Consider the following 26,079-nt stretch of genomic DNA (forward strand, 5'->3'; position numbering starts at 1 on the left):
CGGTCATTGGGAGAAGGTGCGTTGAAGATTCACGTTGCGCGTGTTTCGCGACGCCGGACATCGCCATGGAGCAATGCACGGCCGATTCGCGAGGAGTTCTTCGGCGATGAACGGCTTGCGCAGCATGCGGGCAGTCTGGCGCGTGCGCAGAAGGTACTTCCCGGGGCGCCCTCTGGCCCGTCTCTGGCGACGCGGCTGAAGGACAACGCGGATCATCTGCTGAAGGCGTACCGGAACACGGTGGCCGCGGATGCGCGCGGCGAGGAAATCACGCCGGCAGCGGAGTGGCTGCTCGACAACTACTATCTTGTCGCGGAGCAGGTACGGCAGATCCGCGACGATCTTTCCCCGCGCTATTACCGGCAACTGCCCAAGCTCGGCAACGGGCCGTTTGCCGGGTATCCGCGCGTATTCGAGATCAACTGGTCATTCGTCGCCCATACGGACAGCCGCTTCGATCCCGATATGCTATGCCGCTTCATGCTCGCCTATCAGGCCGTGGAACCGCTGACGATCGGCGAACTGTGGGCAGTGGCGATCACGCTGCGGATCGTCTTGATCGAAAACCTGCGGCGACTCGCGGACCAGATCATCGACGATCGGCACGCGCGACTCGACGCCGACGCGCTCGCGGATCGCCTGCTCGGCGAACGCGGGCAGGCACGGGTGGAAACGGAGCCGCTCGTCGCCCGTTATGAGCAGGCCGTATTGCACGATGCGTTCGCGGTGCAACTGATTCAGCGGCTGCATGATCCCGATCCGGCCGTCGCGCCGGCGCTGGCGTGGCTGCATCGGCACCTGGCGGCGCGCGGCGCGACGCCGGACCAGATCGTCGCCTCCGTCAACCATCAGCAGGGCGCCGCCAGCCTGACCGTGCGCAACGTGATCACCAGCATGCGGCTGATTTCGGAGGTGGACTGGACCGATCTGTTCGAGCGCATCAGCCTGGTCGATCAGGTGCTGCGCAGCCATCCGGGCTTCGCGGAGATGGATTTCCCCACGCGCAACCTGTATCGCGACGCGGTGGAAGCGCTTGCCCGCGGCGCGCCCGTCAGCGAACTCGAGATTGCCCGTCGCGTCGTCGCCGATGCAGCGGCGCAAGGGGCGAGCCGCGTGCCGGCCGGCGGCGCGGTGCCGGCCCGCGAGACGGACCCCGGTTACTACCTGCTGGCGGACGGCCGCACCGCGTTCGAGGCGGAGATCGGCTATCGGCCGCCCGTTGCGTTGTGGTTGCGGCGCCTGACGCGCCACGCCGGTCTCGGCGGCTATCTCGGCCGTATCGGGCTGATTGCGGCACTGCTGCTCACGGCCATGCTGGCGTGGCTCACTCGCATCGAGCCGCCCGGTCACTGGCTGATCTGGCTCGGCGTCGCCGGCCTGCTACCCGCGCTGGATACCGCGATCGCGCTCGTCAATCGCAGCGTGATGCGCGATGTCGGTGCGAAGATCCTGCCCGGCCTCGCCTTGCTCGACGGCATTCCGCCGGGCCTGCGCACGATGGTCGTCGTGCCGGTGCTGCTGACGACGGAAGCGGCGCTCGGCGAGCAGATCGAGCAACTGGAAATTCATCACCTGGCGAGCCCTGACGGCGCGCTTTACTTCGCCTTGCTCTCCGACTGGGTGGACGCGCCCACCCCGCACGCAGACAGCGACGATGGGCTGCTGGCATCCGCGGCGGCGGGTATCGACCGGTTGAATCGACTTTATCCGGCGGCGCCGGGCGAGGGCGAGCGCTTTCTGCTGCTGCACCGCAAGCGCGTGTGGAACGACGGCGAACGGTGCTGGATGGGCTGGGAGCGCAAGCGCGGCAAGCTGCACGAGCTGAACCGGTTGCTGCGCGGGGCGTCGGACACGACGTTCGTCGCGCTGGCAGGCAGGCCGCCGCGCGTGCCGCCTGACGTGCGCTACGTGATCACGCTCGATGCCGATACGCGGCTGCTGCGCGATACCGTGCGCCGCCTGGTCGGCAAGATGGCGCACCCGCTCAACCGGCCGGTATTCGATTCGGCGAGCCGGCGCATCGTCGAAGGCTACGGCGTGCTTCAGCCGCGCGTCACGTCGTCCCTCGCAAGCGGCGACGAGGGGTCGCTGTTCCAGCGCGTGTCGTCGAGCGCGCACGGCATCGATCCCTACGTGTCGGCCGTATCGGATGTCTACCAGGACCTGTTCGACGAGGGCTCCTATGCGGGCAAGGGCATCTACGACGTCGATGCGTTCGAGGCGGTGCTCGCCGGCCGCGTGCCGGAGAACACGGTGCTCAGTCACGATCTGTTCGAAGGCATTTTCGCGCGGGCCGGGCTGGCGTCGGATGTCGAGGTCGTCGAAGCGTCGCCGTCCCGCTACGACGTCGCGGCGGGACGCCTGCACCGGTGGGCGCGCGGGGACTGGCAGCTCCTGCCTTGGTTGATTTCCGGCCATGAACGGCTGACGGCGGTCGGCCGCTGGAAGATGCTGGACAACCTGCGCCGCACGCTCACGGCGCCCGCCATGTTGATCGCGCTACTGGCCGGATGGATGCAGCCGCTCCCCGTATCGCTCGGCTGGAGCGCCTTCGTGCTGGTGACGATCGCGCTGCCGTTCCTGTTGCCCGTATTGAGCGGACTGGTGCCGCGCTGGCGGCGCACGCATGTCAGGATGACGACGCGCAGCGTGCTCCATGCGTGGTCGATGGAGCTGCGCTTCGCGTTGACGCGGTTCGGCCTGTCGATCGTCATGCTGCCGCAGCAGGCGTGGTCGATGGGCGACGCGATCGCGCGCACGCTGTTTCGCTTGGGGATCAGCCGTCGCCACCTGCTCGAATGGACGACAGCGGCCGCAGCGGGCGCGCGCGACCGGCGGACCCTCGCGTCCACCTATCTGCAAATGCGCGGCGGCGTGACGCTCGCGCTGCTTGCCGCGGCTGCCAGCCTGACGGCGGGCTGGCGCTTCGATCGTCATACGGGCTGGCTGGCCGTGCCGTTCGCACTCGTCTGGCTCGCCGCGCCGGCGATCGCGTATTGGCTGAGCCGTGCACCACGGCCGGCGGGCGAACTGGCGGTGACCCCGCACGATGCGCGTCAACTGCGGCGCGACGCGCGCCGGACCTGGCGTTATTTCGAGACGTTCGTGACGGCGGACGATCAGATGCTGCCGCCGGACAATTTCCAGGAGGACCCGAAGCCCGTTTGTGCGCGCCGGACTTCGCCCACCAATATCGGGCTGTACCTGTTGTCCGTCGTCAGCGCCCGCGAGTTCGGCTGGCTCGGCACGCTGGACGCGGTGTCGCGGCTGGAGGCGACGCTCGCGACGATGCGGCTGATGTCGCGCTATCGGGGCCATTTCTACAACTGGTACGACACGCGCGACCTGCGGCCTCTCGAGCCGCGGTATGTATCGTCGGTCGACAGCGGCAATCTTGCCGGGCACCTGATCGCGCTCGGCAACGGTTGCCGGGCGTGGGCGAATCAGCCCGCTGGCGTGGGATGGCAGGCCGCGCATGAAGGGATCGGCGATACGCTGGCGCTGTTGCGCAAGGCCGTGTGCCGAAATGGCGACGCCCGGACGGCCTTGCACGGCGAATTCGAGCGGGCCGCGACCGAACTGGAGGACACGCTCGCCGCGACGGACGGCCGCGCCGCGACGGAATGGAACGCGATCACGATCCTCGCTGCGACAGTCGCCGACGTCGCGCGCGCGCTGATGGACGAGGTCGGCCGGGTGCGGGGCGGCGACGTCGACGACGTGCTGTTCTGGGCGCAGGCGCTGGAGCACGGGGTGCAAGGGCATTGTCGTGACGCGACGCGCACGCCGGACGAAGCGGACGTGCTGAACAAGCGTCTTCAGGTGCTGGCCGATTCCGCGTTGCAGATGGCCTATGCGATGGAGTTCGGCTTTCTGCTCGACCCGGTGCGGAACCTGCTTTCGATCGGCTATGCCGTGGCCGACGGCCAGCGCGATCCGGGCAACTACGACCTGCTGGCGTCGGAGGCTCGCCTGGCGAGCTTCGTCGCGATCGCGAAAGGGGATGTCCCGGCGCGCCACTGGTTCCGGCTCGGCCGCCTGGCGACGCCGATCGGGCACGGCGCCGCGCTGGTCTCGTGGTCGGGATCGATGTTCGAATACCTGATGCCGTCGCTCGTGATGCGCGCGCCGGACAGCAGCCTGCTCGCGCGGACCAACCATCTGGTGGTGCGTCGGCAGATCGCCTATGGCGACGGGCTGCGGCTGCCGTGGGGCATGTCCGAGTCGGCGTACAACACGCGCGACATCGAGCTGACCTATCAGTATTCGAGCTTCGGCGTGCCGGAGCTGGGGCTCAAGCGCGATCTCGACCAGAATCTGGTGGTCGCGCCCTATGCGACCGCGCTAGCGGCGATGGTCGCGCCGCATGCCGCCGCGTGCAACTTCGAACGGCTGCGCACGGCCGGCGCGTGCGGGCGCTTCGGCTTCTACGAAGCGCTCGACTATACGCCCGCACGCGTGCCGGAAGGCGTGCCGGTTGCCATCGTGCAGGCGTTCATGGCGCATCACCAGGGCATGTCGATCGTGGCGATCGCCAATGCGTTGCTGGGCGGGCGCATTCGTACCTTCTTCCATGCGGAACCGGCCGTTCGAGCCACCGAGCTGCTGTTGCAGGAGCGGGTGCCGGGCCGGGTCGCGGCAGGGCGGCCGCGGGTCGACACGCGCCCCGCCGGCAGGATGCATGGGATCGATGCCGGCGTGGCGCGGCGCCTGCTGTCCGCGAACGATCCCGCCCCCGTCACGCATCTGCTGTCCAACGGCCGCTATGCCGTGATGCTCACGGCCGCGGGGTCCGGCTACAGCCGTCGCGACGATCTGGCCGTTACGCGCTGGCGGGAGGACGCGACGCGCGACGATTGGGGCAGCTATCTGTATCTGCGAGACGCCGAGAACGGTGACGTCTGGTCGGCCACATGGCAGCCCACTGGCGTGGTGCCGGACAGCTACGACGTGACGTTCACCGAGGATCGCGCCGAGTTCGTGCGTCGCGACGGCACCTTGACGACGTCGCTCGAGGTGGTGGTATCCGCCGAGGACGACGCAGAGGTGCGTCGGGTGTCGGTAGCCAACACGGGCACCCGGCCGCGCGTGATCGAATTCACGTCGTACGCGGAAATCGTGCTCGCGCCGGCCGCCGCCGATCACGCGCATCCCGCATTCTCGAAGCTGTTCATCGAGACCGAGTACATGCCGGCATCCGGCGCCATCCTGGCGACGCGCCGCAAGCGCGCGCCGAACGAGGCGGAGGTTTGGGCCGCTCATCTGGCGGTGACTGCCGGCGAAACCGTCGGCGCGGAAGAATTCGATACCGATCGATTGCGTGTCATCGGACGCGGACGCAGCGTTCGCTTGCCGCTTGCGCTGACCGAACGGCGTGCGCTGAGCGCTTCCGAAGGCGCGGTGCTGGACGCGGCGTTCACGTTGCGGCGGCAACTGCGCATCGAGCCGGGCGCGAAGGCGAGCATCGTCTACTGGACCATCGTCGCGGATTCGCGCGCGCAGTTGCTCGATCTGGTTGACAAGCATCGCGACGGCGAATCGTTCGCGCGTGCGGCGATGCTCGCGTGGACCCAGGCGCAGGTGCAACTGCGGCACAGCGCGGTGAGCCTCGACGAGGCCGCGTTGTTCCAGCAGCTGGCCGGATACATGCTCTACAGCGATGCGTCGATGCGGCCGGGCTCCGCGGCGCTGCTGCGCCATGCGGCAGCGATATCGGCGGCGGGCGGCGTGGGCGCGTCGCCGTTATGGACGCATGGCGTATCGGGGGATCTGCCGATACTGCTGGTCCGGATCGACGACATCGAGCACATCGCCATGGTGCGGCAGTTGATTCGCGCGCACGAGTACTGGCGGATGAAGCGGCTCGAGGTCGATCTGGTCATCATCAACGAGCGCGCGGCGTCGTATGTGCAGGATTTGCAGGCGGCGCTCGAGGGGCTGGTGCGGCCCCGGCAGCCGCCGGGCGAAGCCGGACGGGGCAGTATTTTCGTGCTGCGCGAGGACCTGATGGCGGTGGCGGCGCGCGCGCTGTTTCCGGCCGTTGCGCGGGCCGTGCTTGCCGCGCGCAATGGCCGTCTGGTGGATCAATTGCGGCGCCTCGGGGCTTCGCCGCTGCCCGCGCGCCCGGATGCCGCGAGCCCGCCGCTGCTGCCGCCTGCGATTCCGTCACCGAAGGGCGCACAGGCCGGCGCCGGTCTCGAATACTTCAACGGCATCGGCGGTTTCGCGCGCGGCGGCCGCGAATACGTCGTGATCCTGCAGCCCGGTCAATGCACGCCGATGCCGTGGGTCAACGTCGTCGCGAATCCGTCGTGCGGCTTCCTGACATCGGCGGAGGGGGGCGGCTATACCTGGGTGACGAACAGCCGCGAGCATCCGCTGACGCCGTGGTCGAACGACCCGGTCACCGATCCGCCGAGCGAAGTGTTCTACATCCGCGACGACGAGACGGGCGTGCGCTGGGGGCCGCAGGCGGGTTCGATCGGCGACGACGCGCCGAGCGCGAGCGCTTTCGTGGCGAGTCATGGCCAGGGCTACAGCCGGTTTGCGCATTCCGCCGCCGACGTCGCCGTCGAGTTGCTGCAGTTCGTGCCGCTGGCCGATCCTGTCAAGATTTCCCGCCTGACGTTGCGCAACCTGTCGAGTCGGCGCCGCCGGCTGTCGGTCGCCACCTATGCGGAGTGGGCGCTGGGGGCGCCGCGCAGCGTCGCGGCGCCCCACACCGCGAGCGAGATCGATCCGCCGACCGGCGCGCTGTTTGCCCGCAACGACTGGAGTCAGGTGTATCGCGGCAGCGTGGCGTTCGCCGATTTATGCGGCCTGCAAACCTCGTGGAGCGCGGATCGGCGCGAGTTCATCGGCCGCAATGGCGTCCTGAGCGATCCCGCCGGTTTTCCGGGGAGGGCCGGCGCGTCGCCGTTGTCGGGCCGCGTCGGCGCCGGGCTCGACCCGTGTGCCGCGTTGCAGACCACGGTCGATCTCGAACCCGGCGGCAGCGTCGAAATCGTCTTGCTGCTCGGCGAAGGCGCCGATGCGGCAACGGCGCGACAGTTGATCGCGCATTACCGTCAGGCGAATCTCGACGCGATATTCGCCGCCGTGACGGCGTTCTGGGACGAGACGCTCGGCGCCGTTCAGGTCGAAACGCCCGATCGCGCGATGGATCTGATGCTGAATCGCTGGCTGCTGTACCAGACCCTGTCGTGCCGGATCTGGGCGCGTGCGGGCTTCTATCAGGCGAGCGGCGCGTACGGATTTCGCGACCAGCTGCAGGACGGCATGGCGCTCGCGGTCGCCCGCCCGGCCCTGACGCGCGAGCATCTGCTGCGGGTGGCGGCGCGCCAGTTTCCCGAGGGCGACATGCAGCACTGGTGGCTGCCCGAAAGCGGCAGCGGCGTACGCACGCGGATCTCCGACGATCGCGTCTGGCTCGCCCATGCGGTTGCGCACTACGTCGACGTCAGCGGCGACCGCGCGATTCTCGATGCGTCGATCCCGTTCATCGACGGGCGACCGCTGGCCGCCGACGAGCACGACGCGTTTTTCATCCCGCGCGTCTCGGAAACGAGCGCGTCGCTGTTCGAGCATTGCGTGCGCGGGCTGGAGTCGAGTCTCGCGCAGGTCGGCGAGCATGGCCTGCCGTTGTTCGGCACGGGCGACTGGAACGACGGCATGAACCGGGTCGGCGAGGCCGGGCGGGGCGAAAGCGTCTGGCTCGGGTGGTTCCTGCATGCGACGCTCACGGCGTTCGCCCCGCTCGCCACGGCGCGCGGCGCGGGCGAACTGGCGGCGCGCTGGCTGACGCGCGCCGGCGCGTTGCGCGATGCGCTTGCCGATTCGGGGTGGGATGGCGAGTGGTATCGGCGTGGCTACTTCGACGACGGTACGCCGCTCGGCTCGGCCGGCAACGCCGAATGTGCGATCGACGCGATCGCGCAGTCGTGGAGCGTGCTGTCGGGCGCGGCGGACCCGGCGCGCGCCGCGCAGGCTATGGACGCGCTGGAGGCGCGGCTGATCCGCCGCGACGATGGCTTGGCATTGCTGTTCGCGCCGCCGTTCGATCGATCGCCGGTCGATCCCGGCTATATCAAGGGCTATCCGCCGGGCATCCGGGAAAACGGCGGCCAGTACACGCATGCGGCCACGTGGTCGGTGCTTGCGTTTGCGCAAATGGGTGACGGAGATCGCGCCGCGAAGCTGTTCGCGCTGCTCAATCCGGTCAATCGCAGCCGCACGCGCAGCGGCGCGAATCGTTATCGGGTGGAACCGTACGTGGTCGCGGCCGACGTCTATTCGGTCGCGCCGCATGTCGGCCGTGGCGGATGGACCTGGTACACCGGCTCGGCGGGCTGGCTATATCGTGCGGGCATCGAAGGCCTGCTCGGCCTGCGCAGGCATGGCGACCTGCTGTCCATTCAACCGTGCATACCGCGATCCTGGCCGGGCTTCAGGGCAACGCTGCGCCACGGGGCGTCGCACTACGACATCGTCGTCGAGAATCCGGACGACGTCAGCGGCGGCGTGTCCCGCCTCGTCGTGGATGGCGTGCGGCTCGCCGCCGGAGAAGCGATGGTGCGACTCGTGGACGACGGTCGGCGTCACAGCGTGGTCGTGACGCTGGGGGCGGCGCAAGCGGTGCTTCTGTGAGGCGACGGGGCGGCATCCGGGCCGGTACGTTAGCGGACGGACTGTGCGCGATTCACCGCCCATCATGAACCGACGTCCCGAACTTCATCGGGATGTCAGCGCATGGGCTTCCGTGCGTCGTGCCGGATCGGACGGCGCGGCGGCAACCCGAGGGGATGATCATGAGAAAGCTACATTCCATGGCAGTCGAGATGGCGATCGTCACGTTGACGATCGTCGTGCTGGCGGGTTGCGGCGGTATGTCTCGCCGCGGAACGGATACCGTGATCGGGGCGGGTGTCGGTGGCGTCGCCGGCGCGGTCCTGACGGGCGGCAGTGCGTTGGGCACGGTGGGCGGCGCGGCCGTCGGCGGCGTTGTCGGCAACCAGGTCGGGAAATAGGCCGGCCGACGGGTAGGGAATCGGCACGCGCACTCGCCGTCGCGGCGAAGCGCGCGAATACGTGTGTGACCCGGAGTGCGACCGGTATGTTGGCATTTCTCCTGAACGGCGAGCTGAGGCTGCCCTGGTGGCAGCTTGCGGGGGTCGTGTTCGTGCTCACGCATGTCACCATCATCAGCGTGACCGTGTACCTGCACCGCTGTCAGGCGCATCGGGCGCTGGATCTGCGCCCGTGCGTCAGCCACTTTTTCCGGTTCTGGCTATGGTTGACGACCGGCATGCTGACCCTGCAGTGGGTCGCGGTGCATCGCAAGCATCACGCGAGAAGCGAGACCCCGGAGGATCCGCATAGCCCGCGAACCCGTGGCCTCGCGACTGTGCTGCTTCGTGGCGCGGAACTGTACCGGGAGGCAGTGCGGAACGAGGAAACGCTGCGCCGGTATGGATCGGGTACGCCCGACGACTGGCTCGAACGCCACGTCTATGCCCGCTATCCGAATCTCGGCGTCGGGTTGCTCGCCGTGATCGACGTCGGGCTGTTCGGGCTGCCCGGCGTGGCGGCGTGGGCGATCCAGATGATGTGGATTCCGTTCTGGGCCGGCGGCGTAGTCAACGGTTGCGGCCACTTCAGCGGTTATCGGAATTTTGCGACGCCCGATGCGAGCACCAACATTTTCCCGCTGGGCATCCTGATCGGCGGGGAAGAACTGCATAACAATCACCACGCATACGTGACGTCCGCCAGGCTGTCGAACCGATGGTTCGAGTTCGACATCGGCTGGCTGTACATCCGCCTGTTGGCGGCGTTGAGACTGGCGACCGTTCGGCGCGTCGCTACGAAGCCGCGCCTGCTCCCGAACAAGGCAGTGGTCGACGACGCAACGCTGCAAGCGGTCATCCGCAACCGCCATGCGGTGATGGCCGCCTATGCGCGCATGCTCGAACCCGCCTGCCGGCGGGAACTGCACCGTATCAAGGACATGAGCCGCGACGACAAGCGCGCGTTCGCGCTCGCCATGAAACGCTGGTTGCGCCAGGCCTGGGGCCATCGGGGCAAGCCCGATCTGCGGGCGCTGACGAGCCCCAATGCGAACCGGCGAATGCGCGTGTACGTCGATATGTACGAGGCGTTGCTCGAGCTATGGACGTGGTCACACGCGTCGCACGAGCAATTGCTGGTTCAGTTGCAGGATTGGTGCCGTTGCGCGGAGCAGAGCGGCATCAAGGCGATTGCCGATTTCTCGATGCGTCTGCGCCGGTATGCGTGATCCCGGCACGCCGGTGACCCGCCATGCGGGACCGGCCTGCCACAGTGTGCGGTGCTAGCACAGCTTATCTCGCCCGATTGTCTGGACGCGAATAACGCCACTTGCTCGCATTGGAATTGATGCCGGCATCTTGGCGGATGCGCTTTTCGGCGCGTTCGACGTCGGCACGGGCCAGATCATCCCGCTGCTTTTGCCGGGTCGCGTCATCGCGCCGATCGATTGAGGTGCCTGAGTGATATTTCATGGATCGCTCCTGAGTGAGGTGTGCTCGCGTCGGGTCGGATGTGGCGCACGGATCAGATCGCCGCAGGGGCGATCTTGCCGTCCACGATGTCCTTGCCGAATTGCATCGCCAGATCGAGTGCGAGCGCCGCCGTTTGCGGAGCGCCATGCTCGAAAATGGTCGAGTAACGCGGTGCCGTTGCGGAGGTCGCCGGAATCGTGTCGATGCGAACGACTGAAGCAAAACGCTTCGGGCCGGGAGCGTGGGGATCGCCGAACGGCGGGAAAAGCATTTGTGAATAGACGCGGAGTTCATGTCCGCGATATTCGAGCGTGGGGATGGTCATGATTTGCTCCTGACAGAGCAACGATTGGCGCCGAAGGATTCAAGGGCGCCGATGCCTTGACAACAAGCCGGCAGGTATCTTCAGTGTGCGCGCTCGACAATGGTTTCGCAATAACAATATCGGATGCCGAAGCATATTTTCGATGCGGGTCGATCACCGGGTTGCGGTGCGGTTGCGGAAGAATCTGCTTCCAAATAGTCGATACCGTACAGACCAACGCGCGTCTTCCGGTTCACGATGAACTCAACACCGAGGAGGCCGCCATGTGCATCCCACTTTCACTCGAGGTCGTCGAGACCCTCAAATCGCTTGATCGAATTCCGGATTCCCAGGCTGATATTCCACGCGCCATAGCCGATGAACTATTGGCTCACGGGCTTGCATACGAGTCGCGCACCGGCGGTTCGATCAACATGACGGCGGCAGGCCGTCTGTGGCTGAATCGGTGTGCGGACTAGCTAGCGCGCATGCGTCGACCAGGCGAGACCGGATTTTGTCCTGTACAACGATTCATGGATCCATGAGGCAATGATGAAAACCCAATCTACACGATGGTTTGCGCTGGACCAATACGCGCCCGTTCGCGACGGATGGTATGAAGTGAGACTGGTGAGCGGCGACACGGCGTTTGCGAAGTTTGGCGATGGCGAATGGACGGAAAAACCGATGCTCACCTTTACGCGCTGGCGAGGCTTGCGCTCCGATCCGGACAAGTCGGGCGACGCAGTGGATGCGACCGCAGATGCGACCGCGGCGAAAGGTGTCCGGGACGCGTGGGACGCGTTCTTTCCCGGCGTGGGAAACGAGCAGCACAAGCCGCTTGCCGCTGCGCATGGCGACCACCACCCCCGACGCATTGCGGCATCGTGACGGTCAGTCGGGAAACGGGTCTCGCCGGATGTTGCCTGCACGCGCGGTCAACATCCAGTGAATCCGCATCACGTAGCCCAATCGCGCGGCGCTACGGAACCGTTCGCGCGAACCCCCTACGGCCGCTTCCTGAATTGCTCTTTCGCGTCACCGAATGACGCGTGTGTCTTTCCGACGACCTGCTCGACCGTGCCCTGCATTCTGGTCGATCGATTTCCCATGATCCTGCCGACCATTTCCTTCAGTCTGCCTTTCGCTTCCGCGATGCGGCCTCTCACCTGATCCCTGTTCATCACACTGCTCCTTGACATGGGTCGCCTGCTTGATCGGTACGAAACCTGGAACCATCGAAGCGTCGTATCGGGCGCTTTACGCGGAACAACCGGTGCGCCCGAAGACACACTGAGCGCAATCGCGATGGAAGTCGGTACGATGCCGTACGCGGATCGCCGCCGGCGCGCCAGCGTATGCATGCGGGCGGCGATTTCATCGATCGCCGCGAAGCCAGGTTGAGAAGGTTGTCTGTTTTTGCAGGCTTGGTACGCTTTCGTACCGCATTCGCATTCGCCTGTGTGTAGCGTCAGGGGGATCCACGAACAACCTGGGGTGAATCATGCGGCGACGAACATTTCTATGGGGTACGCCGGGATCGATCCTGGCTATCTGCCTCGCGGTCTCGGGATGCACGACGACCGGTACATCCGACGCCAGTGGTCACCAGACCGACAAACGCCACACCATCGATGCAGGCGTCGACTCGACCCTCGCACGCCTTTACACGACCGCCAAAGGCTCGCGTGAACTCGTCGGCAAGGCGCGCGGCGTGCTGGTATTCCCGTCGGTCATCGCGGCCGGCTTCTTCGTCGGCGCCCAGTACGGCGAAGGCTCGCTGCGCGTTGCCGGCAGCACGGTCGGTTACTACAGCACCACGACCGGCTCGATCGGCCTGCAGATCGGTGCGCAATCGAAAGCCATCATTTTCCTGTTCATGACCGAGGATGCGCTTGGTCGCTTCCGTAACAGCGAAGGCTGGTCGGTGGGCGGCGACGCGTCGGTGGCAGTACTGAAAGTCGGCGCGAACGGCAATGTCGACACCAGCACCGCGACCGCGCCGATCGAAGCATTCGTACTGACGAACAACGGATTGATGGCCGGCGTGACGCTGGAAGGCACGAAGGTCACCCGGCTCAAGTCGCTGTAACGAGCGGCGGACGCAGAGCGGCTTGGTTTCCATTGGTTGTTTTCATTCTTGCGGAGGGGCGTATGCACATTCTCACGAGCGCGGGCCCACTGGTTTCGCTGATCGCCGGCATTCTGATTCTGGTGGTGCCCCGTCTGTTGAATTACATCGTGGCGATCTACCTCATCGTCATCGGGTTGCTCGGGCTGTTCGGTGGACATCTCCACTGAACCAAGCCGCTCGCGAAAAAGCAGGTGACGAACCTCGCGGGCGGCGCCCGCGATCATCGACTGTCGACGTGCCCCTGAGCATTCGCGACGGGGCCCGGATTGCCCTGCGTGGCAGTTGCCGCCAATCCGGACCGGGGGTTCTTCCGGCAACGTGCGGCGCTCCAGGCTCTCGAGCCATTCGTGGAATCTGACGGATTGCCCCGGACATAGGCGCGGGCCGACCGCGCCATCTTCACGCTCCGGAGTGCAACGAGGGCACTCTGCCGCCCGTTGACGGGTGTGGGCCGGCGCATCGCACGACCCTGAGCGCGTGGTGGCTGAAGCGGGCTGAATACGCTATCGAGTCGATCGACATACCGTTCCCGGACGCGCGCTCGCGTCGGAACGCTTTTGCTCCGCGGTGCGCGGTTGCTCGCGCGCGTTCGGGTTCGTCAGCCTCGGCTTTTCGGGGGCAATGGGCATTCCGTCATCGGTCGCGGTATCTTGCGCATATTTCCGATGCTGTTGCGGCATGCCGCGGGCTTTCCGAGTCAGGTCGTTCATGAGCTTCTCCGGTGAATGCCGCTTCGCATGGATCCGGCCGCTCGAACCGGAGCACGGCGAGACCATCGGCAGTGTGTCGGCGCGTTGTGGCGCCGAGCGCGTATCGGCATCGGCAGCGCATGCGCGCGTGCCGACCCAGAATGGACGAGCGAACAGCGGAAGTCGGTACGATGCCGTGCAGTGGCGGCTGGCGTCGCTTCGGACCGGCACGCCGATGATTTGCGCCGATGTCCGCGATAATCCGCACGCGTCCGGTACGTTGCCGGACAGACTCCATGCGTGCGTCCGCCTACATTGATTTCGAAAGAGTCGATGCACGTCCCGAACCGGGTGCATCGAGCACGTGTTCTGCATGAAGGAGCAGGACGACTGACTTCCCGGCTACTCCGGCATTCGAGATACGGCACCGCCCATTTCGACGCGACAGGCGGCGAACGGCGCGTGCGCGCGTCGACATGGAAGCGCACGGGAGCGTATCGGCGGACACATCGGTTCGATTGCATTCGATGGCCATCGGGGCGAACGCACTGCGCCATGACCCGCCGGATGATTGATTGAGGAGAGACGACATGTCACTGGGACTTCTTCTACTGATCGTTGTCGTGCTGCTGATGGTCGGGGTGATCCCGACCTGGCGCTATAGCAACGGCTGGGGTTATGGTCCAAGCGGATTGCTGGGCTTGGTATTGGTCGCGTTACTCATCCTGATGCTGCTGGGCAGGCTGTGACGCGGGACATTATCGACGCTGCAGGTTCATGGGAAGACTGCCGCCCGACACCGCGAGTGTCGGGTGTGGCATCCCGCCGAACCGTTCGACCCGCGTACGCATCGCGCCACCGCGCCCGCGCTGGATCTCACGCATAGCGACGCATGAGCGGCGCGGCTGAAATGCCGTGCAGCACGATCGACATGGCGATGATGGCCAGTACCCATGGAACCAGCGGCAACAGTTGCGCACGCGGCCCTTGCTCGAGGGCCAGCATCAGGTAATACAGGGAACCCACGCCGCGAATGCCGAACCAGCTGATCAGCCGGCGCTGGTGGCGCGACGCCTGGGATCCTATCAGCGCGAGCCCGGTGGCCGCCGGCCGGATGACGAACAGCAGGGTCGCGACCACGGCCGCGCCGGCCCAGGTGAGCATGTCAACCCAATAGCGGGAGACGAGCGCACCGATCAGCAGGATCAGCACGGCTTCGGCGATGTGTTCGAGCTCGATCGTGAATCCCATGACCGACTCCGCGACGAAGGCATGGGCTTTGTCGGGATCGGTGGCGGTGGCCTCGACATCCTCGCTGTCCACGATGCCGACCGTCTCCTTCGACGTCTTCCGGCCGCTCGTTCGATGCTCGACACGCCGCATCGCGACGCCCGCGGCGAACACGGCCAGGAACCCGTAGCCATGAATGGCGAGCGTCACGCCGTACGACAGCATGATCAGGCCCAGCGCGAAGAACCCTTCGAGGCCGAGCGCCTGTCCGTGGCGGCTGCGCAGGAATGCGACGAGCCGGGCGGTGGCGAAGCCGAGCAGCCAGCCGGCGCCCACGCCGGAGGTGATACCCCATGCAATGCCGCCGAGCATGCTCCAGTGAAGCTCCGACATCGTGCCAGACCCGCACGCAAGCAGGCCGATCACCGCGCAAGGGTAGGCGGTGCCGTCGTTGATCCCGCCTTCGCCGGACAACGAAAAACGCACCAGTTCGACGTCACCCGCGTCGCGCACGCCGACGTCATGAGCGAGCACGGGATCCGTCGGCGCGATCATCGCGCCCAGCAGTACCGCGACGCCGAGACTCAAATGCAGCACCAGCATGCCGAGCGCGGCGATCGACGCGACGGTGAAGATCATCGCGACGACGCCAAGCCGAATCGGCAGCATCCAGCGGCGATCGGCGGGCGGGACACGCAGCCTCAGGCCGATCGCGAACAGCGAGATCAGCAAGCCGATTTCGGCCGCGATGCGCAAGTGCGTGACGTCGTCCGGCAATGTCAGCGACAGGAAGCCGAGGCCGGCCGGTCCGATCAGAAAGCCGATCCCGAGATACACCATGGCCGCGCTCAGCGGCAGACGCTTGAGCGACGACCCGATGAGTCCCATGAAAATCAGCAGGGCTCCGAAGATGAGGCATCCGATGGTTTCGGTCACTTTGAATGTCCTGCGTGGGTAACGTCGCGCTCGCCGCGCGTCGAGCGTCGAACGCAGGTCGCCATGCGGTGTCGTTCAGGCGGCACGCGGCACGCGCGGGACGGCACACACCGGACTGGGCGTCGATGCCTTGCATTCGTCGCACAATATCGCTCCGGTCGTACCACGTTCGCAGCGTGTCGATTCGGCGTCTGTCCGATGGCGGACAAAGAACCGGGCGCAACCGTCGCAACTATCGCGATCGAAATGACGCGTGGCTGCTGCTGACGCGGCCGGGACGACGCGCCCGAACCGGCATGCACGCGATGTACGGTAGCGGGCAGAGTGGTGCAGTGCTTCGTCATAGACTGTTCGCCGATCCTCATGACAATCGGAGCGTGACCATGGCGCATACCGCAATAGAGGGAGATCTGCGTTCACTCGAACGACTCATTGCACGCGTCACGCTCGGTGAGCCTGCGCCATGGGCCCTCTGGCGCATTCGGCTGGAATCGATTCTGGAGCATGGCCGTTTGGCACCCTCGGAACGCATGCATCTCGTCAGCATCATCGCCCTTCTCCTCATGCTCGAGCGTCGAGCGGGCAAGCTGGCCGCGCATTGAGCACGGCCGCCGCGTCGCGCGTTCGAGGGGGGCGCGGCGGCGCCCGCCATCCGCCGGGCGCGTGGCGGTAGTCATGGCTCGCGCTCGAACGAGAATGGCGGCTGGGTCCCAGACAGGAGGCATGTTGAATCCCGCTACATCCGACCCGCCGGGCGCGCCGGCCGCGATGCCCGTCAGTCCGCTGGCAGGCCGGCTCGCGCCTTACGCGCTGTGGATCGACGTTCCCCGCCTCGTGACCGCGTACTACACCGATATGCCGGACCCGGCAGTCCCGGCGCAACGCGTGACGTTCGGCACGTCGGGACACCGGGGTTCCGCGTTGACCCGCAGCTTCAACGAGTGGCATGTCCTCGCGATCACGCAGGCGATCTGCCGGTATCGACGTTCGCACGGCATCCACGGTCCGGTGTTTGTCGGCATCGATACGCATGCGCTTTCCGAACCGGCGCAGGCGAGCGTGCTTGAAGTGCTGGCTGCCAATGGCGTCGAGGTCATGCTGGCGCCGCCGGGTGAATACACGCCCACGCCGGCCGTTTCGCGCGCGATCCTGACGTACAACCGGGGACGCAATGCCGGGTTCGCCGACGGCATCGTCGTGACGCCGTCGCACAATCCGCCGGACAACGGCGGCATCAAGTACAACCAGGCGACCGGCGGCCCGGCCGGGGAAGCCGTCACCCGATGGATCGAAGCGGCCGCGAACGATCTGCTCGAAGCGCGGCTCGCGGGGGTGAGCCACGTCTCGTTGTCGACGGCATCGAATGCCGCCACGACGCACCGGTACGACTTCCTCGCGGCGTATGTCGACGACCTGGCCAGCGTCATCGACATGGACATCCTGCGCGGCGCGCCGATCCGGCTCGGCGTCGATCCGCTCGGCGGCGCCGGCGTGCACTACTGGGGTGCGATTGCCGAGCGTTACCAACTGAATCTCGCGATCGTCAGCGAGGAAGTCGATCCGACTTTTCGCTTCATGAGCGTCGACTGGGACGGGCGGATCCGCATGGATCCGTCGTCGCCGTATGCGATGCAGAGCCTGATCGCGCGGAAAGACCAATTCGATGTCGCGTTTGCGTGCGATACCGACCACGACCGGCACGGGATCGTCACACGCAGCGATGGTTTGCTGCCGCCCAATCACTATCTCGCGGTGCTTGTCGACTATCTGCTCGCGCATCGGCCGAAATGGCCCGCTCGCGCGGCGGTCGGCAAGTCGGTCGTCTGCAGCGAGATGATCGATCGTGTCGCCCGCGCACACGATCGCGCAATCTACGAAGTGCCCGTCGGCTTCAAGTGGTTCGTCGGCGGATTGCTCGACGGCACGCTGGGGTTCGCCGGCGAGGAGAGTGCGGGGGCCACGTGCCTGCAGCTCGACGGGCAACCCTGGACGACCGACAAGGACGGCATCGTTCCCGCGTTGCTGTCGGCCGAAATCACGATCCGAACCGGCCGCGATCCGGCGGAGCATTACCGCGACCTGGCGCACCGCTTCGGCGCGCCCGCCGAACGGAGGGTACAGGCCGCAGCCACACCTGAGCAGCGCGCGCTGCTGGCGCGGCTAACGCCGCATCAGTTCACGCACACCGAACTGGCGGGAGAGGCGATCGTCCGGATACTCGATCGGGCGCCGGGCAACCGGGCCGCGATCGGGGGCATCAAGGTGATGACGGAGCACGGCTGGTTTGCCGCGCGGCCGTCAGGTACCGAAGATCTCTACCGGATCTATGCGGAAAGCTTCAACGGAGAGGATCACGTGGCGCGCATCGTGTCCGATGCGCAGTCGATGGTCGACGCGGTGCTCGAAGCCGGCACGCGCAATGCCGGTGGCGGCTCGAACGCCTGATACGCGCATGGGCCGCCCAACGGTCACGCGAGCAGTTTCAGTGCGCGGTCGCAGACGTTCTCGACCGTGAAGCCGAAATCGCGCATCAGCTCGGCGCCCGGCGCCGACGCGCCGAAACCCGCAATGCCGAGTACGTCGCCACGATCGCCGACATAGCGGTGCCAGCCTTGCGACACGCCCGCTTCGATCGCCAGCCGCGCACCGACCGACTTCGGCAGCACGGCGTCCTGATACGACTGGGGCTGAGCGTCGAACAATCTCCAGCAGGGCAGCGACACCACCCGAACCGCCACGCCGCGCGCGAGCAACTCGGCGTGCGCGGCCAGCGCGAGCCCGACTTCCGAGCCTGTCGCGATCAGGATCAGCGCGGGGCGGCCGTCGGGGGCATCGGCGAGCACGTAGCCGCCGCGCCGCAAGCCCTCTGCCGGCGCGAACCGGAGGCGATCGATGGTCGGCACGTCCTGGCGGGTCAGGATCAGCGCGGTCGGCCGTTCTCGCGCTTCGAGCGCCACACGCCACGCGACGGCCGTTTCGTTGGCATCGGCCGGTCGAATCACCAGCAGGCCCGGGACCGCGCGCAGGCCGGCAAGCTGTTCCATCGGCTGATGCGTCGCACCGTCCTCGCCGACGGCGAGGCTGTCGTGCGTGAACACGTAGATCACCTGCAGACGCATCAATGCGGCGAGCCGGATCGGCGGACGCATGTAGTCGGAAAAGATCAGGAAGGTCGCGCCGAACGGCACGATGCCGCCGTGGGCCGCCAGGCCGTTCAGGATCGCGCCCATTGCATGCTCGCGCACGCCGAAATGCAGATTGCGGCCGCTGCGGCTCCAGCCGCCGCCGTCGGAACCTTGCCGGTCGAGCGCGTTCATGCCGGCGGCCTCGAAATCGCCGTGCCCGGTCAGCGCGGTGAAGGTGGAGGGATTCAGATCGGCGGAGCCGCCGATGAGCGACGGGACGCGGGGGGCGAGGGCGTTCAGCACCTTGCCGGATGCGACCCGCGTCGCCATGCCTTTCGGATCGGCCGGAAAGACCGGGATATCGCGGTCCCAACTGTCGGGCAGCGCGCCGCGCACCGAGCTCAGCAGCATCTCCGCCAGCTCGGGAAACGCGCGCGCATAGGCTGCGAACAAGGTGTTCCAGTGCGCTTCCCGTATTTGCCCCTCCGCCAGCGCCCGGCGAAAATGCGCGAGCGCCGGTGCGGGGATATGAAACGCGGGATCGGGCGGCCAGCCGAGGTTGTGCTTGGTCAGGCGCACCTCGGCGTCGCCGAGCGGCGATCCGTGAGCCTGGTAGGTGTCTTGCCGGTTGGGCGAGCCGTAGCCGAGATGCGTGCGCACGAGGATCAACGACGGACGCCGCTGCTCGGCACGTGCGGCGAGCAGCGCCGCGTCGATGGCGGCCAGGTCGTTGCCGTCGTCGACCGTTTCCGTATGCCAGCCGTAGGCGTCGAACCGTTGCGCGCGATCTTCGGTGAAGGTGATCGCGGTGCCGGCGGATAGCGTGACGCGATTGTCGTCGTACAGGCAGATCAGCTTGCCGAGCCGGAGATGGCCGGCAAGCGATGCGGCTTCCGCCGCGACGCCTTCCATCAGGTCGCCGTCGCTGACGAGTGCATAGGTGCGGTGATCCACGATCTCGAAACCGGGGCGGTTGTAGCACGCGGCGAGCCGCGTTTCCGCCATCGCCATGCCGACGGCGTTGGCGAGGCCCTGGCCGAGCGGGCCGGTGGTCGTCTCGACGCCCGGCGTGAGGCCACGCTCCGGATGGCCGGGCGTGAGGCTGCCCGATTGCCGGAAGCGGACGATCTGATCGAGCGGCAGGTCGTAACCGGTGAGGTGAAGCAGGCTGTACAGCAGCATCGAACCATGTCCGGCCGACAGGATGAAGCGATCGCGATCGAGCCACGCCGGATTGGCGGGGTGATGCTTGAGATGGCGCATCCATAGCGCATAGGCCATCGGTGCGGCGCCGAGCGGCAAGCCTGGATGTCCGCTCGCTGCTTTCTGCACGGCATCGATCGACAGGAAGCGCAGCGTATTGATGCAGAGCGCATCGAGTGCCGAACCTTCGGTTGGCGGGAAATCGGTTGAGGTCATGCAGCTGCTCCCTGGCGTCCTGTCACGCGATATCCCGCATGGAAGGGGGTTGCGTTGGCTACCCGTTGCGCGGGTCAGCGTTATCGGTCTCCGTGCCAATAGCCGTGCTTGCCGTAGAACTCGTGCAACTCGATCTCGTAGCTGCGATGAACGAGCTGCGAGTCGTCGTATGGCGGGCTCTGGCGGATCGCGTCGCGCGTGAGCGTGGTCGATACCGTTTCCGTGGGCCAGTCCACCTGGTCGAGCCAGTGAGTCGCGATCAGCACTTCCTTGCCGGTCGACCACCAGCTCGACGTGTCGATTGCCAGATAGCGGATCACCCAGGCTTCATCGTCGTAAATGAAGTCGGACACGTGACCGATATGTCCGTCCTTGGCTTCGAGCCGATATCCGTCGACCTCGCCGGTGCTGCGCAGATGCGTATCCGCCGCTGTGCCGGCCGGCGCGGTGTGCGGGAGAAGCGGATCGCCCGCGTCGGCGTCCTGCGACGGCCCGGCGGGATCGAAAGCAGGGTATGCGCCCATTCCCCAAAGGTTCGGGCCACCCCAGTAGGTCGGGTAGTTGTAGTAACGCAGGTACTCGATCTCGTGCTGGCGCGATACCGGCTTGTGCGTGTCCACATTCGGACTGTCCCTCACCTGCTGTTGCGTGAGGCTGACGTATAGCGTGCGGGTCTCGGGATCGGCATGCGTGACGGAATATGGCGAGACCAGCACTTGCCTGTCGTGCAGCCAGTCGCCCGTCTCGACGACGAGGTAACGGATGCACCAGTTGCCATCGTCGAAGTAGGCCTGGTGGATGTGGCCGATATCGCCGTCCTTCGCTCGAACCGTGTCTCCGTGCAACCTTCGAATGCTTCGCAACATGATGTCCTCGCCAGAGCGATGCCCGGCACGTCGGTGATCCGGCTGAACTGCCTGTCACACCGTGGCATCCAGTCGTTTGTCCGTTGGTGCCGAGCGATTCCTGCCGATCGCGTCCCCTCGGATGGTCGGCATGGTTGAAACGCTACACGCGCCGAATGGCCGATGCGGTACGAAACCGTACAAAGCATGCACCCGCTTGAGCACGGGGGTGATCCATCCGGCGGCGAGCCGTCCTTCCCGATATGTCGCGGAACATCCTCTCGGTCTTCGTCGTCAGGATCGCGAAGCAGTTAGGATCCACACGTCGACGGGCTGCCGGGCGACCGAGGCTGCCGGATTCGGTTCGTGTCTCAGCGCAGCCGCAGCGGCATGAACAGCGAGATGCCTGGTGCCGGTACCGGCGCGTAAACCATCGGAGGCGCGCCATACGCATACTCCTCGTCGCCGTCATAACCGTCGTGGCCACCGTTCCGGTAATGGCCGTAGTGACGACCATCCTGATGTGTCATGCGCGCGTGATTGCCCTGGTCCAAACCGTGATTCATTCTCTCCGCATGCAACGGCGGTGCGGCGAAAAGGCAGCCGATCGCGACTATCAGGCCGACGAGTCGCATGCCCGATCTCGGCGCCATTGTGGTTCGCCGTGCATGTCCGATAGAAACGTCCATCATGTTCTCCAGTGTACGGATCCGGAATCCGCTGGTCAGTGACTGCCATCGACAGCCGGTATCGGCGGACGGTCCGGAACTATTGTTTCTTGATCAGGTGGTGGTCGTTGCCACGGAAAATCGCATCCGCGTTCTGCTTTTGCGTATTGGACATGCTGTCGTACAGCGGCTGAAATGCCGTGGTCAGCTTTTTGACGCCATCGGCGTGCACGTTGGCGACATCGCCATAGGAGTGGAGATCGTCCATCGCGCTCATGCTGCTCGCATGATCGCTACGGATCTTCCTGAGCGTCTCCATCGCTTTCGCGTTGTCCCGCATCACCTGCGCGACTGGCTGCCACAGGGATTCCTGGCCGGGTGTGATGCCAAGTCGCTGGTGCAGGCTGTTGATGCGCCCGTCGACCGACTTTTGGGCGGCCACGGTCATGACGTGGGGCGGTGACCGGTCCGGTGCGGGTCCGGCGGCCTTCGAGAGTTGGGGGAAGACGGCTGCGCCGAAGGTGACTGTTGCCGCCAGGGAGAACGCGTAGGCAATCTTTCGGGGGGCGGCGAGAAGAGCGGGTGTCATGGTGGATCCTGATGAAATTTCTGAAGGAGTCGACGTACCGCGACTCACTCGGTCGACGGAAAATTCGGCCCGGTAGCTTAGCTATACGCGGGACGCGTGGCTCAGTCTGTCCGATGCCGGACGGTTTGCCGGTGCGCGTGGCTCGTCTCCCGATGCGCGGCGCTTCGCGGTGGCTCGCGATCCGCGTCCAGCGGAATTTTCAAATCGGGCCTATGCTGGCGTCGTAATCGGCGGGATTCCACGCTGGCTGGCCGTCGATACGCCGGTCAGTCGAAGCCGGCCAGCCTCGTCCGACACTCAGCGCCACGGAGGCGGTTATGCGCAGCAGGTATCGAGAGCAGCATACGAACGGCGGCAAGAGCGAACGCAATGTCGACGAGGCAGTCGAGGGGACATTCCCCGCCAGCGATCCGCCGTCGATCGGCGGTGTCACCAGGATGATTTCCCGCCCGGCACATCGAAAGCATCACCGGAAGTTGTCGCACGTCAAGCACCGTTAGCGCGGGTTGCACGGCGCGGCGCGGGTCAGCGCCCTGCGTGACCGCAATCCATCGAGTCGTCGCCGGTATTCAGCGATATCGCTGATCGCGGAGGTATCGATCGTGGCGATGGCGCGCCGATGTTCCCGGTGTACAGGGTAGCCGGATGAGACGTTGCCACGGAGATATCGGGTCGCTTCCACGCCTTCGCGTGGCGCCAGGGGCACGTGCGGGAACGGCCGGTACGATGCGGCGCAGTAGCGGCTAGAGTCGCTTCAGATCGGGAAGCAGGCGATCGAATTCGCGTTTGACCACCCCATAACATTCGCACACGCGTTTTTCGAGTCCGGGGCGATCCAGCACTTCGATATGGCCGTAGTTGTAGCGGATGAGGCCCGCGTCCTGCAGCTTCAGGGCCGCTTCGGTCACGCCCGACCTGCGCACGCCCAGCATGTTGGCGATCAGTTCCTGCGTCATGCGCAGCTGGTTCGAAGGCAGGCGGTCGAGGCTGAGCAGCAGCCAGCGGCAAAGTTGCTGGTCGATCGAGTGATGTCGGTTGCACACCGCGGTCTGGGCCATCTGCGTGATGAGCGCCTGGGTATAGCGCAACAACAGGCGCTGCATCGCATTGCCGCGCCGGAATTCTTCTTTCAGGATGCGCGCGTCGAGCCGGTAGGCCTGCCCCGCGCTTTGCACGACGGCGCGGCTCGGCGTCGTTTCGCCGCCCATGAACAGCGACACGCCGATCATGCCCTCATGGCCGACGATCGCGATTTCAGCGGACGAGCCATCCTCCATCACATACAGCAGCGACACGATTGACGTGGTTGGAAAATAGACGTGATGCATCTGGCCGCCCGACTCGTACAGCACGTTTCCCAACGGCATGTCGACAAGGGTCAGGTGAGGGGCGAGGTGCGCGCGTTCGTTTTCCGGCAGCGCGGCAAGCAGGTGATTTTCGGTAATGGGCGGGTTGTCCAGCATGCGTGGCTCCTGCGCTCGCGCCTGGCTGATGATGGAGAATCCGGCCGATATGGGCGCAGCGGGAATCGGCGGGACGAGACAACCATCATACTTTACCGATCCGACGACCGGACGGGAGGGCGGCGCCAATGCGTCCTTTTTTCGATGAGTTCGAAATGACCGTTCGAATGCGAATCTGCCTTCAAAAATTATAGTGTCGGCACATGTCTCATCAAGGTGCGCGCAATCACGCGCGCTCGATATGGAACCGATATTTCACTGCGCGGTTGACGGAAAATCGCGGTCGCCATGCGCGCGCAGCGTCGACCGCGGAAGATACGTCGCGTTGACTCGGGTGCGTCGGTGGTCGGTGTCCAGGCGGGGAGGTAGGTCGAGGTGATGGATCTGATCGAAGCGCGCTAGCGCGAACCGGGGGACGCTGCGCGTCGTCGTCGACGGCGCCGCCAGGCAATCCGGGCGGCGCCGTTGTTTTTTCGAGGGCCAGTCGGAACCGTGCTCGCGCTTGATGAAAGTCAACGCTGCGGATTCCGAAGCTTCGAAGATGAAGGTCTGGCTTCGTTCGCCGCGTTCGACGGTTTCGTGCGGCGGGCGGCGCGGGCAGGTGCAGGGCCCGACCTGCTGCCCCGCAGGCCGCCGCGGTATCCGGCGCGCGGTGCCGGGCACCGTGGCCGTCCGGTTGCCGCGTGTGGCTGACGGTACGGTGCCGATGATTGCCACCGTCCGGGCTACCGATCGGCCTGCGGCTGTTGCCCTGGCAGATCGCCGATGTCTGCATGGTCTCCGACTGAACGAGCCGGCGTTGGTGGGGCCCCGCTGCGCTCCCGGCCGGCTGGCCGGCACCGATTTCGCGAGACCCGCGCCGGTTGGCGGACAGCGTGCGGCGATGTCCGTCGCTTGACGCACATCAATGAGGCCGGGCCGTCGCCCCGGAAGATGGATGCACGGAATCGGGTATGGCGAGTGCCCCACACTGATGAACCGGTTCTCGCCGCCGATCGGCGCGATCAACAGGAGCGGAACATGGGAATCGGGATGCAGATCGCTTATTCCGGCTTCGCCGGGTCGGCTCAGCTGGAGGCGGAAGCGAGCATCCAGCTGATGCGCCTCGAGCCGTTCAGTCTGCAACTGGCCGGTTGCCATCTCGCGATCGAGGCCATGGGCGCGTCGACCCGCCAGCCGACGTATGACGTGCGACTCGATCTGATCACGCGCAAGGGGGAATTTCGTCCCGTTCCGCATATGACGGGCATGGATCCCATGGACGCGCTGAAGCGGGCATTCGACATCGCCGAGCGGCAACTTGCCGGGATCGCCGCTGCCGAGACCCACGACAACCTGAGCTGACACGTCCCGCGCATCGGACACCATTCGCCGTGGCTCGACGCATCGGCCCACCGGCCCACCGCGGTTCGCCAGGCGTGAGTCGATCCGGCGCGGCGATGGAGGCGGCGCAGTCGGCGCCGGTGGTCCGGCTAATCTTCCTCGTCGCCCGTGAATATCTCGTGCTCCGGCGTCTCGGCCGTATCGTCGATACACTGCACCCGCCATGCGCCAGCCACTGGCGCCTGCCGGGCATCGCGCAGCCAACGCGCGATGCCGGCCTGGCCTTCGAACGGCCCGGACGGTGCGTCGAGATCGAAATCGTCGAGCCAGCACAGCGCGCCGGCGTCGTCGGGACCGGCCATCAGCGTGGCGCTGCCTTCGCGGACGAGCGTCCCCCACGCGGGCAGGTCCATCCCCGCATGACCTTCGCGCGACCAGCGACGCATGGCCGTGTCGATCCAGAGAATGGCATAGGCCGAAGGGTTGTCGCAGGCGAAAGTATCGAGATGCAGGGTGATTCGCACGATGGGCTCCGAATCGACGAAGGAGGGCGGCCGCCGTCACCGGCGGCCGACGCTTTTACTGGCTCATGACCCAGCGAATCAGCGTATGCGCGTCCTCGGAAGACAGCGGGCCGCCACGCTCGGCGGGCAGCGGCATCGCGGTGTCGCCCCAGTGCGCGCGGCCGCCGAGTCTCGGCTTGGCCGCACCTGGGCCGGACGCCGTTCCGCCCGCGCGCCACGCGAGGGCGAGCAGGTATCCCGGCATGCGTGTCATTGGAGCGGTCGTCATCGCGCGGTGCGTTCGGCAAGTCGT

General features: G+C 66.2%; 24 protein-coding genes and 1 pseudogene. 12 read left to right on the forward strand and 13 right to left on the reverse strand.

Going from position 1 to position 26,079, the window contains the following annotated elements:
* Positions 1-21: 21 nt before the first annotated feature.
* The 3 genes from ACPTTC_RS34595 to ACPTTC_RS34605 all read left to right on the forward strand — a co-directional run bounded on the left by ACPTTC_RS34595 (position 22) and on the right by ACPTTC_RS34605 (position 10,294).
* Entirely contained in the window at positions 22-8,646 is an 8,625-nt protein-coding gene (locus ACPTTC_RS34595; RefSeq protein ID WP_423395859.1) for a GH36-type glycosyl hydrolase domain-containing protein, read from the forward strand.
* A gap of 179 nt (positions 8,647-8,825) precedes the next feature.
* A complete protein-coding gene (locus ACPTTC_RS34600) occupies positions 8,826-9,026 on the forward strand; it encodes a glycine zipper 2TM domain-containing protein (protein ID WP_226248737.1) in 201 nt (66 codons plus the stop codon).
* A gap of 86 nt (positions 9,027-9,112) precedes the next feature.
* Positions 9,113-10,294, forward strand: a complete 1,182-nt coding sequence (locus ACPTTC_RS34605; protein WP_423395860.1) for a DesA family fatty acid desaturase — start codon at positions 9,113-9,115, stop codon at positions 10,292-10,294.
* Positions 10,295-10,358: 64 nt separating this feature from the next.
* Here the strand turns inward: ACPTTC_RS34605 and ACPTTC_RS34610 are convergent, their stop codons facing one another.
* A complete protein-coding gene (locus ACPTTC_RS34610; RefSeq protein ID WP_098553544.1) occupies positions 10,359-10,538 on the reverse strand; it encodes a hypothetical protein in 180 nt (59 codons plus the stop codon).
* A 52-nt stretch (positions 10,539-10,590) separates the two neighbouring features.
* Positions 10,591-10,863: a hypothetical protein gene (locus ACPTTC_RS34615; RefSeq protein ID WP_175965990.1), complete on the reverse strand. Its 273-nt coding sequence runs from the start codon at positions 10,861-10,863 to the stop codon at positions 10,591-10,593.
* Between the two features lie 263 nt (positions 10,864-11,126).
* Between ACPTTC_RS34615 and ACPTTC_RS34620 the strand changes: the two genes are divergently transcribed.
* Positions 11,127-11,321: a hypothetical protein gene (locus ACPTTC_RS34620; protein WP_098553546.1), complete on the forward strand. Its 195-nt coding sequence runs from the start codon at positions 11,127-11,129 to the stop codon at positions 11,319-11,321.
* Positions 11,322-11,394: 73 nt separating this feature from the next.
* A complete protein-coding gene (locus ACPTTC_RS34625) occupies positions 11,395-11,733 on the forward strand; it encodes a hypothetical protein (RefSeq protein ID WP_175966123.1) in 339 nt (112 codons plus the stop codon).
* A gap of 116 nt (positions 11,734-11,849) precedes the next feature.
* Here the strand turns inward: ACPTTC_RS34625 and ACPTTC_RS34630 are convergent, their stop codons facing one another.
* Positions 11,850-12,026 carry a CsbD family protein gene (locus ACPTTC_RS34630; RefSeq protein ID WP_423395861.1) on the reverse strand — a complete coding sequence of 59 codons (177 nt, stop codon included), beginning with the start codon at positions 12,024-12,026 and terminating at the stop codon, positions 11,850-11,852.
* Positions 12,027-12,346: 320 nt separating this feature from the next.
* Here ACPTTC_RS34630 and ACPTTC_RS34635 point away from each other — a divergent pair, with 320 nt between their 5' ends.
* Complete coding sequence (locus tag ACPTTC_RS34635) at positions 12,347-12,934, forward strand: BPSL1445 family SYLF domain-containing lipoprotein (protein WP_423395862.1); 588 nt, start codon at positions 12,347-12,349, stop codon at positions 12,932-12,934.
* 62 nt (positions 12,935-12,996) lie between these two features.
* Positions 12,997-13,143 carry a DUF3096 domain-containing protein gene (locus ACPTTC_RS34640; protein ID WP_006413561.1) on the forward strand — a complete coding sequence of 49 codons (147 nt, stop codon included), beginning with the start codon at positions 12,997-12,999 and terminating at the stop codon, positions 13,141-13,143.
* 336 nt (positions 13,144-13,479) lie between these two features.
* Here ACPTTC_RS34640 and ACPTTC_RS34645 read toward each other — a convergent pair whose 3' ends face one another.
* The gene (locus tag ACPTTC_RS34645; protein WP_423395863.1) at positions 13,480-13,686 is read right to left on the reverse strand and encodes a hypothetical protein; all 207 of its coding nucleotides are present in this window, start codon (positions 13,684-13,686) and stop codon (positions 13,480-13,482) included.
* A gap of 569 nt (positions 13,687-14,255) precedes the next feature.
* Here ACPTTC_RS34645 and ACPTTC_RS34650 point away from each other — a divergent pair.
* Entirely contained in the window at positions 14,256-14,414 is a 159-nt protein-coding gene (locus tag ACPTTC_RS34650; protein WP_105801283.1) for a DUF3309 family protein, read from the forward strand.
* A gap of 127 nt (positions 14,415-14,541) precedes the next feature.
* Here ACPTTC_RS34650 and ACPTTC_RS34655 read toward each other — a convergent pair whose 3' ends face one another.
* Positions 14,542-15,831 (reverse strand): cation:proton antiporter, encoded by a 1,290-nt coding sequence (locus ACPTTC_RS34655; protein WP_423395864.1) that lies wholly within the window; start codon positions 15,829-15,831, stop codon positions 14,542-14,544.
* Between the two features lie 383 nt (positions 15,832-16,214).
* Between ACPTTC_RS34655 and ACPTTC_RS34660 the strand changes: the two genes are divergently transcribed.
* Positions 16,215-16,433, forward strand: a complete 219-nt coding sequence (locus ACPTTC_RS34660; protein WP_089448720.1) for a hypothetical protein — start codon at positions 16,215-16,217, stop codon at positions 16,431-16,433.
* 166 nt (positions 16,434-16,599) lie between these two features.
* Positions 16,600-18,276 carry a phosphoglucomutase (alpha-D-glucose-1,6-bisphosphate-dependent) gene (gene pgm / locus ACPTTC_RS34665; RefSeq protein WP_423396558.1) on the forward strand — a complete coding sequence of 559 codons (1,677 nt, stop codon included), beginning with the start codon at positions 16,600-16,602 and terminating at the stop codon, positions 18,274-18,276.
* A 23-nt stretch (positions 18,277-18,299) separates the two neighbouring features.
* On the opposite strand, the gene tkt is transcribed toward pgm, so the two are convergent.
* From tkt to ACPTTC_RS34685, 4 genes are all read right to left on the reverse strand, one after another.
* Positions 18,300-20,375, reverse strand: coding sequence for a transketolase (gene tkt, locus ACPTTC_RS34670; protein WP_423395865.1), 2,076 nt, complete (start codon positions 20,373-20,375; stop codon positions 18,300-18,302).
* Between the two features lie 80 nt (positions 20,376-20,455).
* Positions 20,456-21,241, reverse strand: coding sequence for a PRC-barrel domain-containing protein (locus tag ACPTTC_RS34675; protein WP_089484724.1), 786 nt, complete (start codon positions 21,239-21,241; stop codon positions 20,456-20,458).
* Between the two features lie 350 nt (positions 21,242-21,591).
* A complete protein-coding gene (locus tag ACPTTC_RS34680) occupies positions 21,592-21,855 on the reverse strand; it encodes a hypothetical protein (RefSeq protein WP_226248740.1) in 264 nt (87 codons plus the stop codon).
* 133 nt (positions 21,856-21,988) lie between these two features.
* On the reverse strand, positions 21,989-22,477 hold the full coding sequence (locus ACPTTC_RS34685) for a Spy/CpxP family protein refolding chaperone (protein ID WP_423395866.1): 489 nt from the start codon (positions 22,475-22,477) through the stop codon (positions 21,989-21,991).
* 317 nt (positions 22,478-22,794) lie between these two features.
* On the opposite strand from ACPTTC_RS34685, the gene ACPTTC_RS34690 reads away from it, so the two are divergent.
* Positions 22,795-22,977, forward strand: a complete 183-nt coding sequence (locus ACPTTC_RS34690; RefSeq protein ID WP_105821277.1) for a hypothetical protein — start codon at positions 22,795-22,797, stop codon at positions 22,975-22,977.
* A 243-nt stretch (positions 22,978-23,220) separates the two neighbouring features.
* Here ACPTTC_RS34690 and ACPTTC_RS34695 read toward each other — a convergent pair whose 3' ends face one another.
* Positions 23,221-23,940: a Crp/Fnr family transcriptional regulator gene (locus ACPTTC_RS34695; RefSeq protein WP_423395867.1), complete on the reverse strand. Its 720-nt coding sequence runs from the start codon at positions 23,938-23,940 to the stop codon at positions 23,221-23,223.
* A gap of 255 nt (positions 23,941-24,195) precedes the next feature.
* Positions 24,196-24,657 (reverse strand): hypothetical protein, encoded by a 462-nt coding sequence (locus tag ACPTTC_RS34700; RefSeq protein WP_423395868.1) that lies wholly within the window; start codon positions 24,655-24,657, stop codon positions 24,196-24,198.
* A gap of 315 nt (positions 24,658-24,972) precedes the next feature.
* Between ACPTTC_RS34700 and ACPTTC_RS34705 the strand changes: the two genes are divergently transcribed.
* Positions 24,973-25,284: a hypothetical protein gene (locus ACPTTC_RS34705; RefSeq protein ID WP_423396559.1), complete on the forward strand. Its 312-nt coding sequence runs from the start codon at positions 24,973-24,975 to the stop codon at positions 25,282-25,284.
* Between the two features lie 128 nt (positions 25,285-25,412).
* Here ACPTTC_RS34705 and ACPTTC_RS34710 read toward each other — a convergent pair whose 3' ends face one another.
* Together ACPTTC_RS34710 and ACPTTC_RS34715 are read right to left on the reverse strand one after the other, a co-directional pair.
* Positions 25,413-25,787 (reverse strand): DUF3564 family protein, encoded by a 375-nt coding sequence (locus ACPTTC_RS34710; RefSeq protein WP_423395869.1) that lies wholly within the window; start codon positions 25,785-25,787, stop codon positions 25,413-25,415.
* Positions 25,788-25,842: 55 nt separating this feature from the next.
* Positions 25,843-25,965, reverse strand: a pseudogene (locus ACPTTC_RS34715) (cytochrome C); the annotation flags it as partial.
* Between the last annotated feature and the right edge of the window lie 114 nt (positions 25,966-26,079).

It is taken from the genome of Burkholderia mycopellens (genome assembly GCF_964265025.1).
Classification (GTDB): Bacteria; Pseudomonadota; Gammaproteobacteria; order Burkholderiales; family Burkholderiaceae; genus Burkholderia.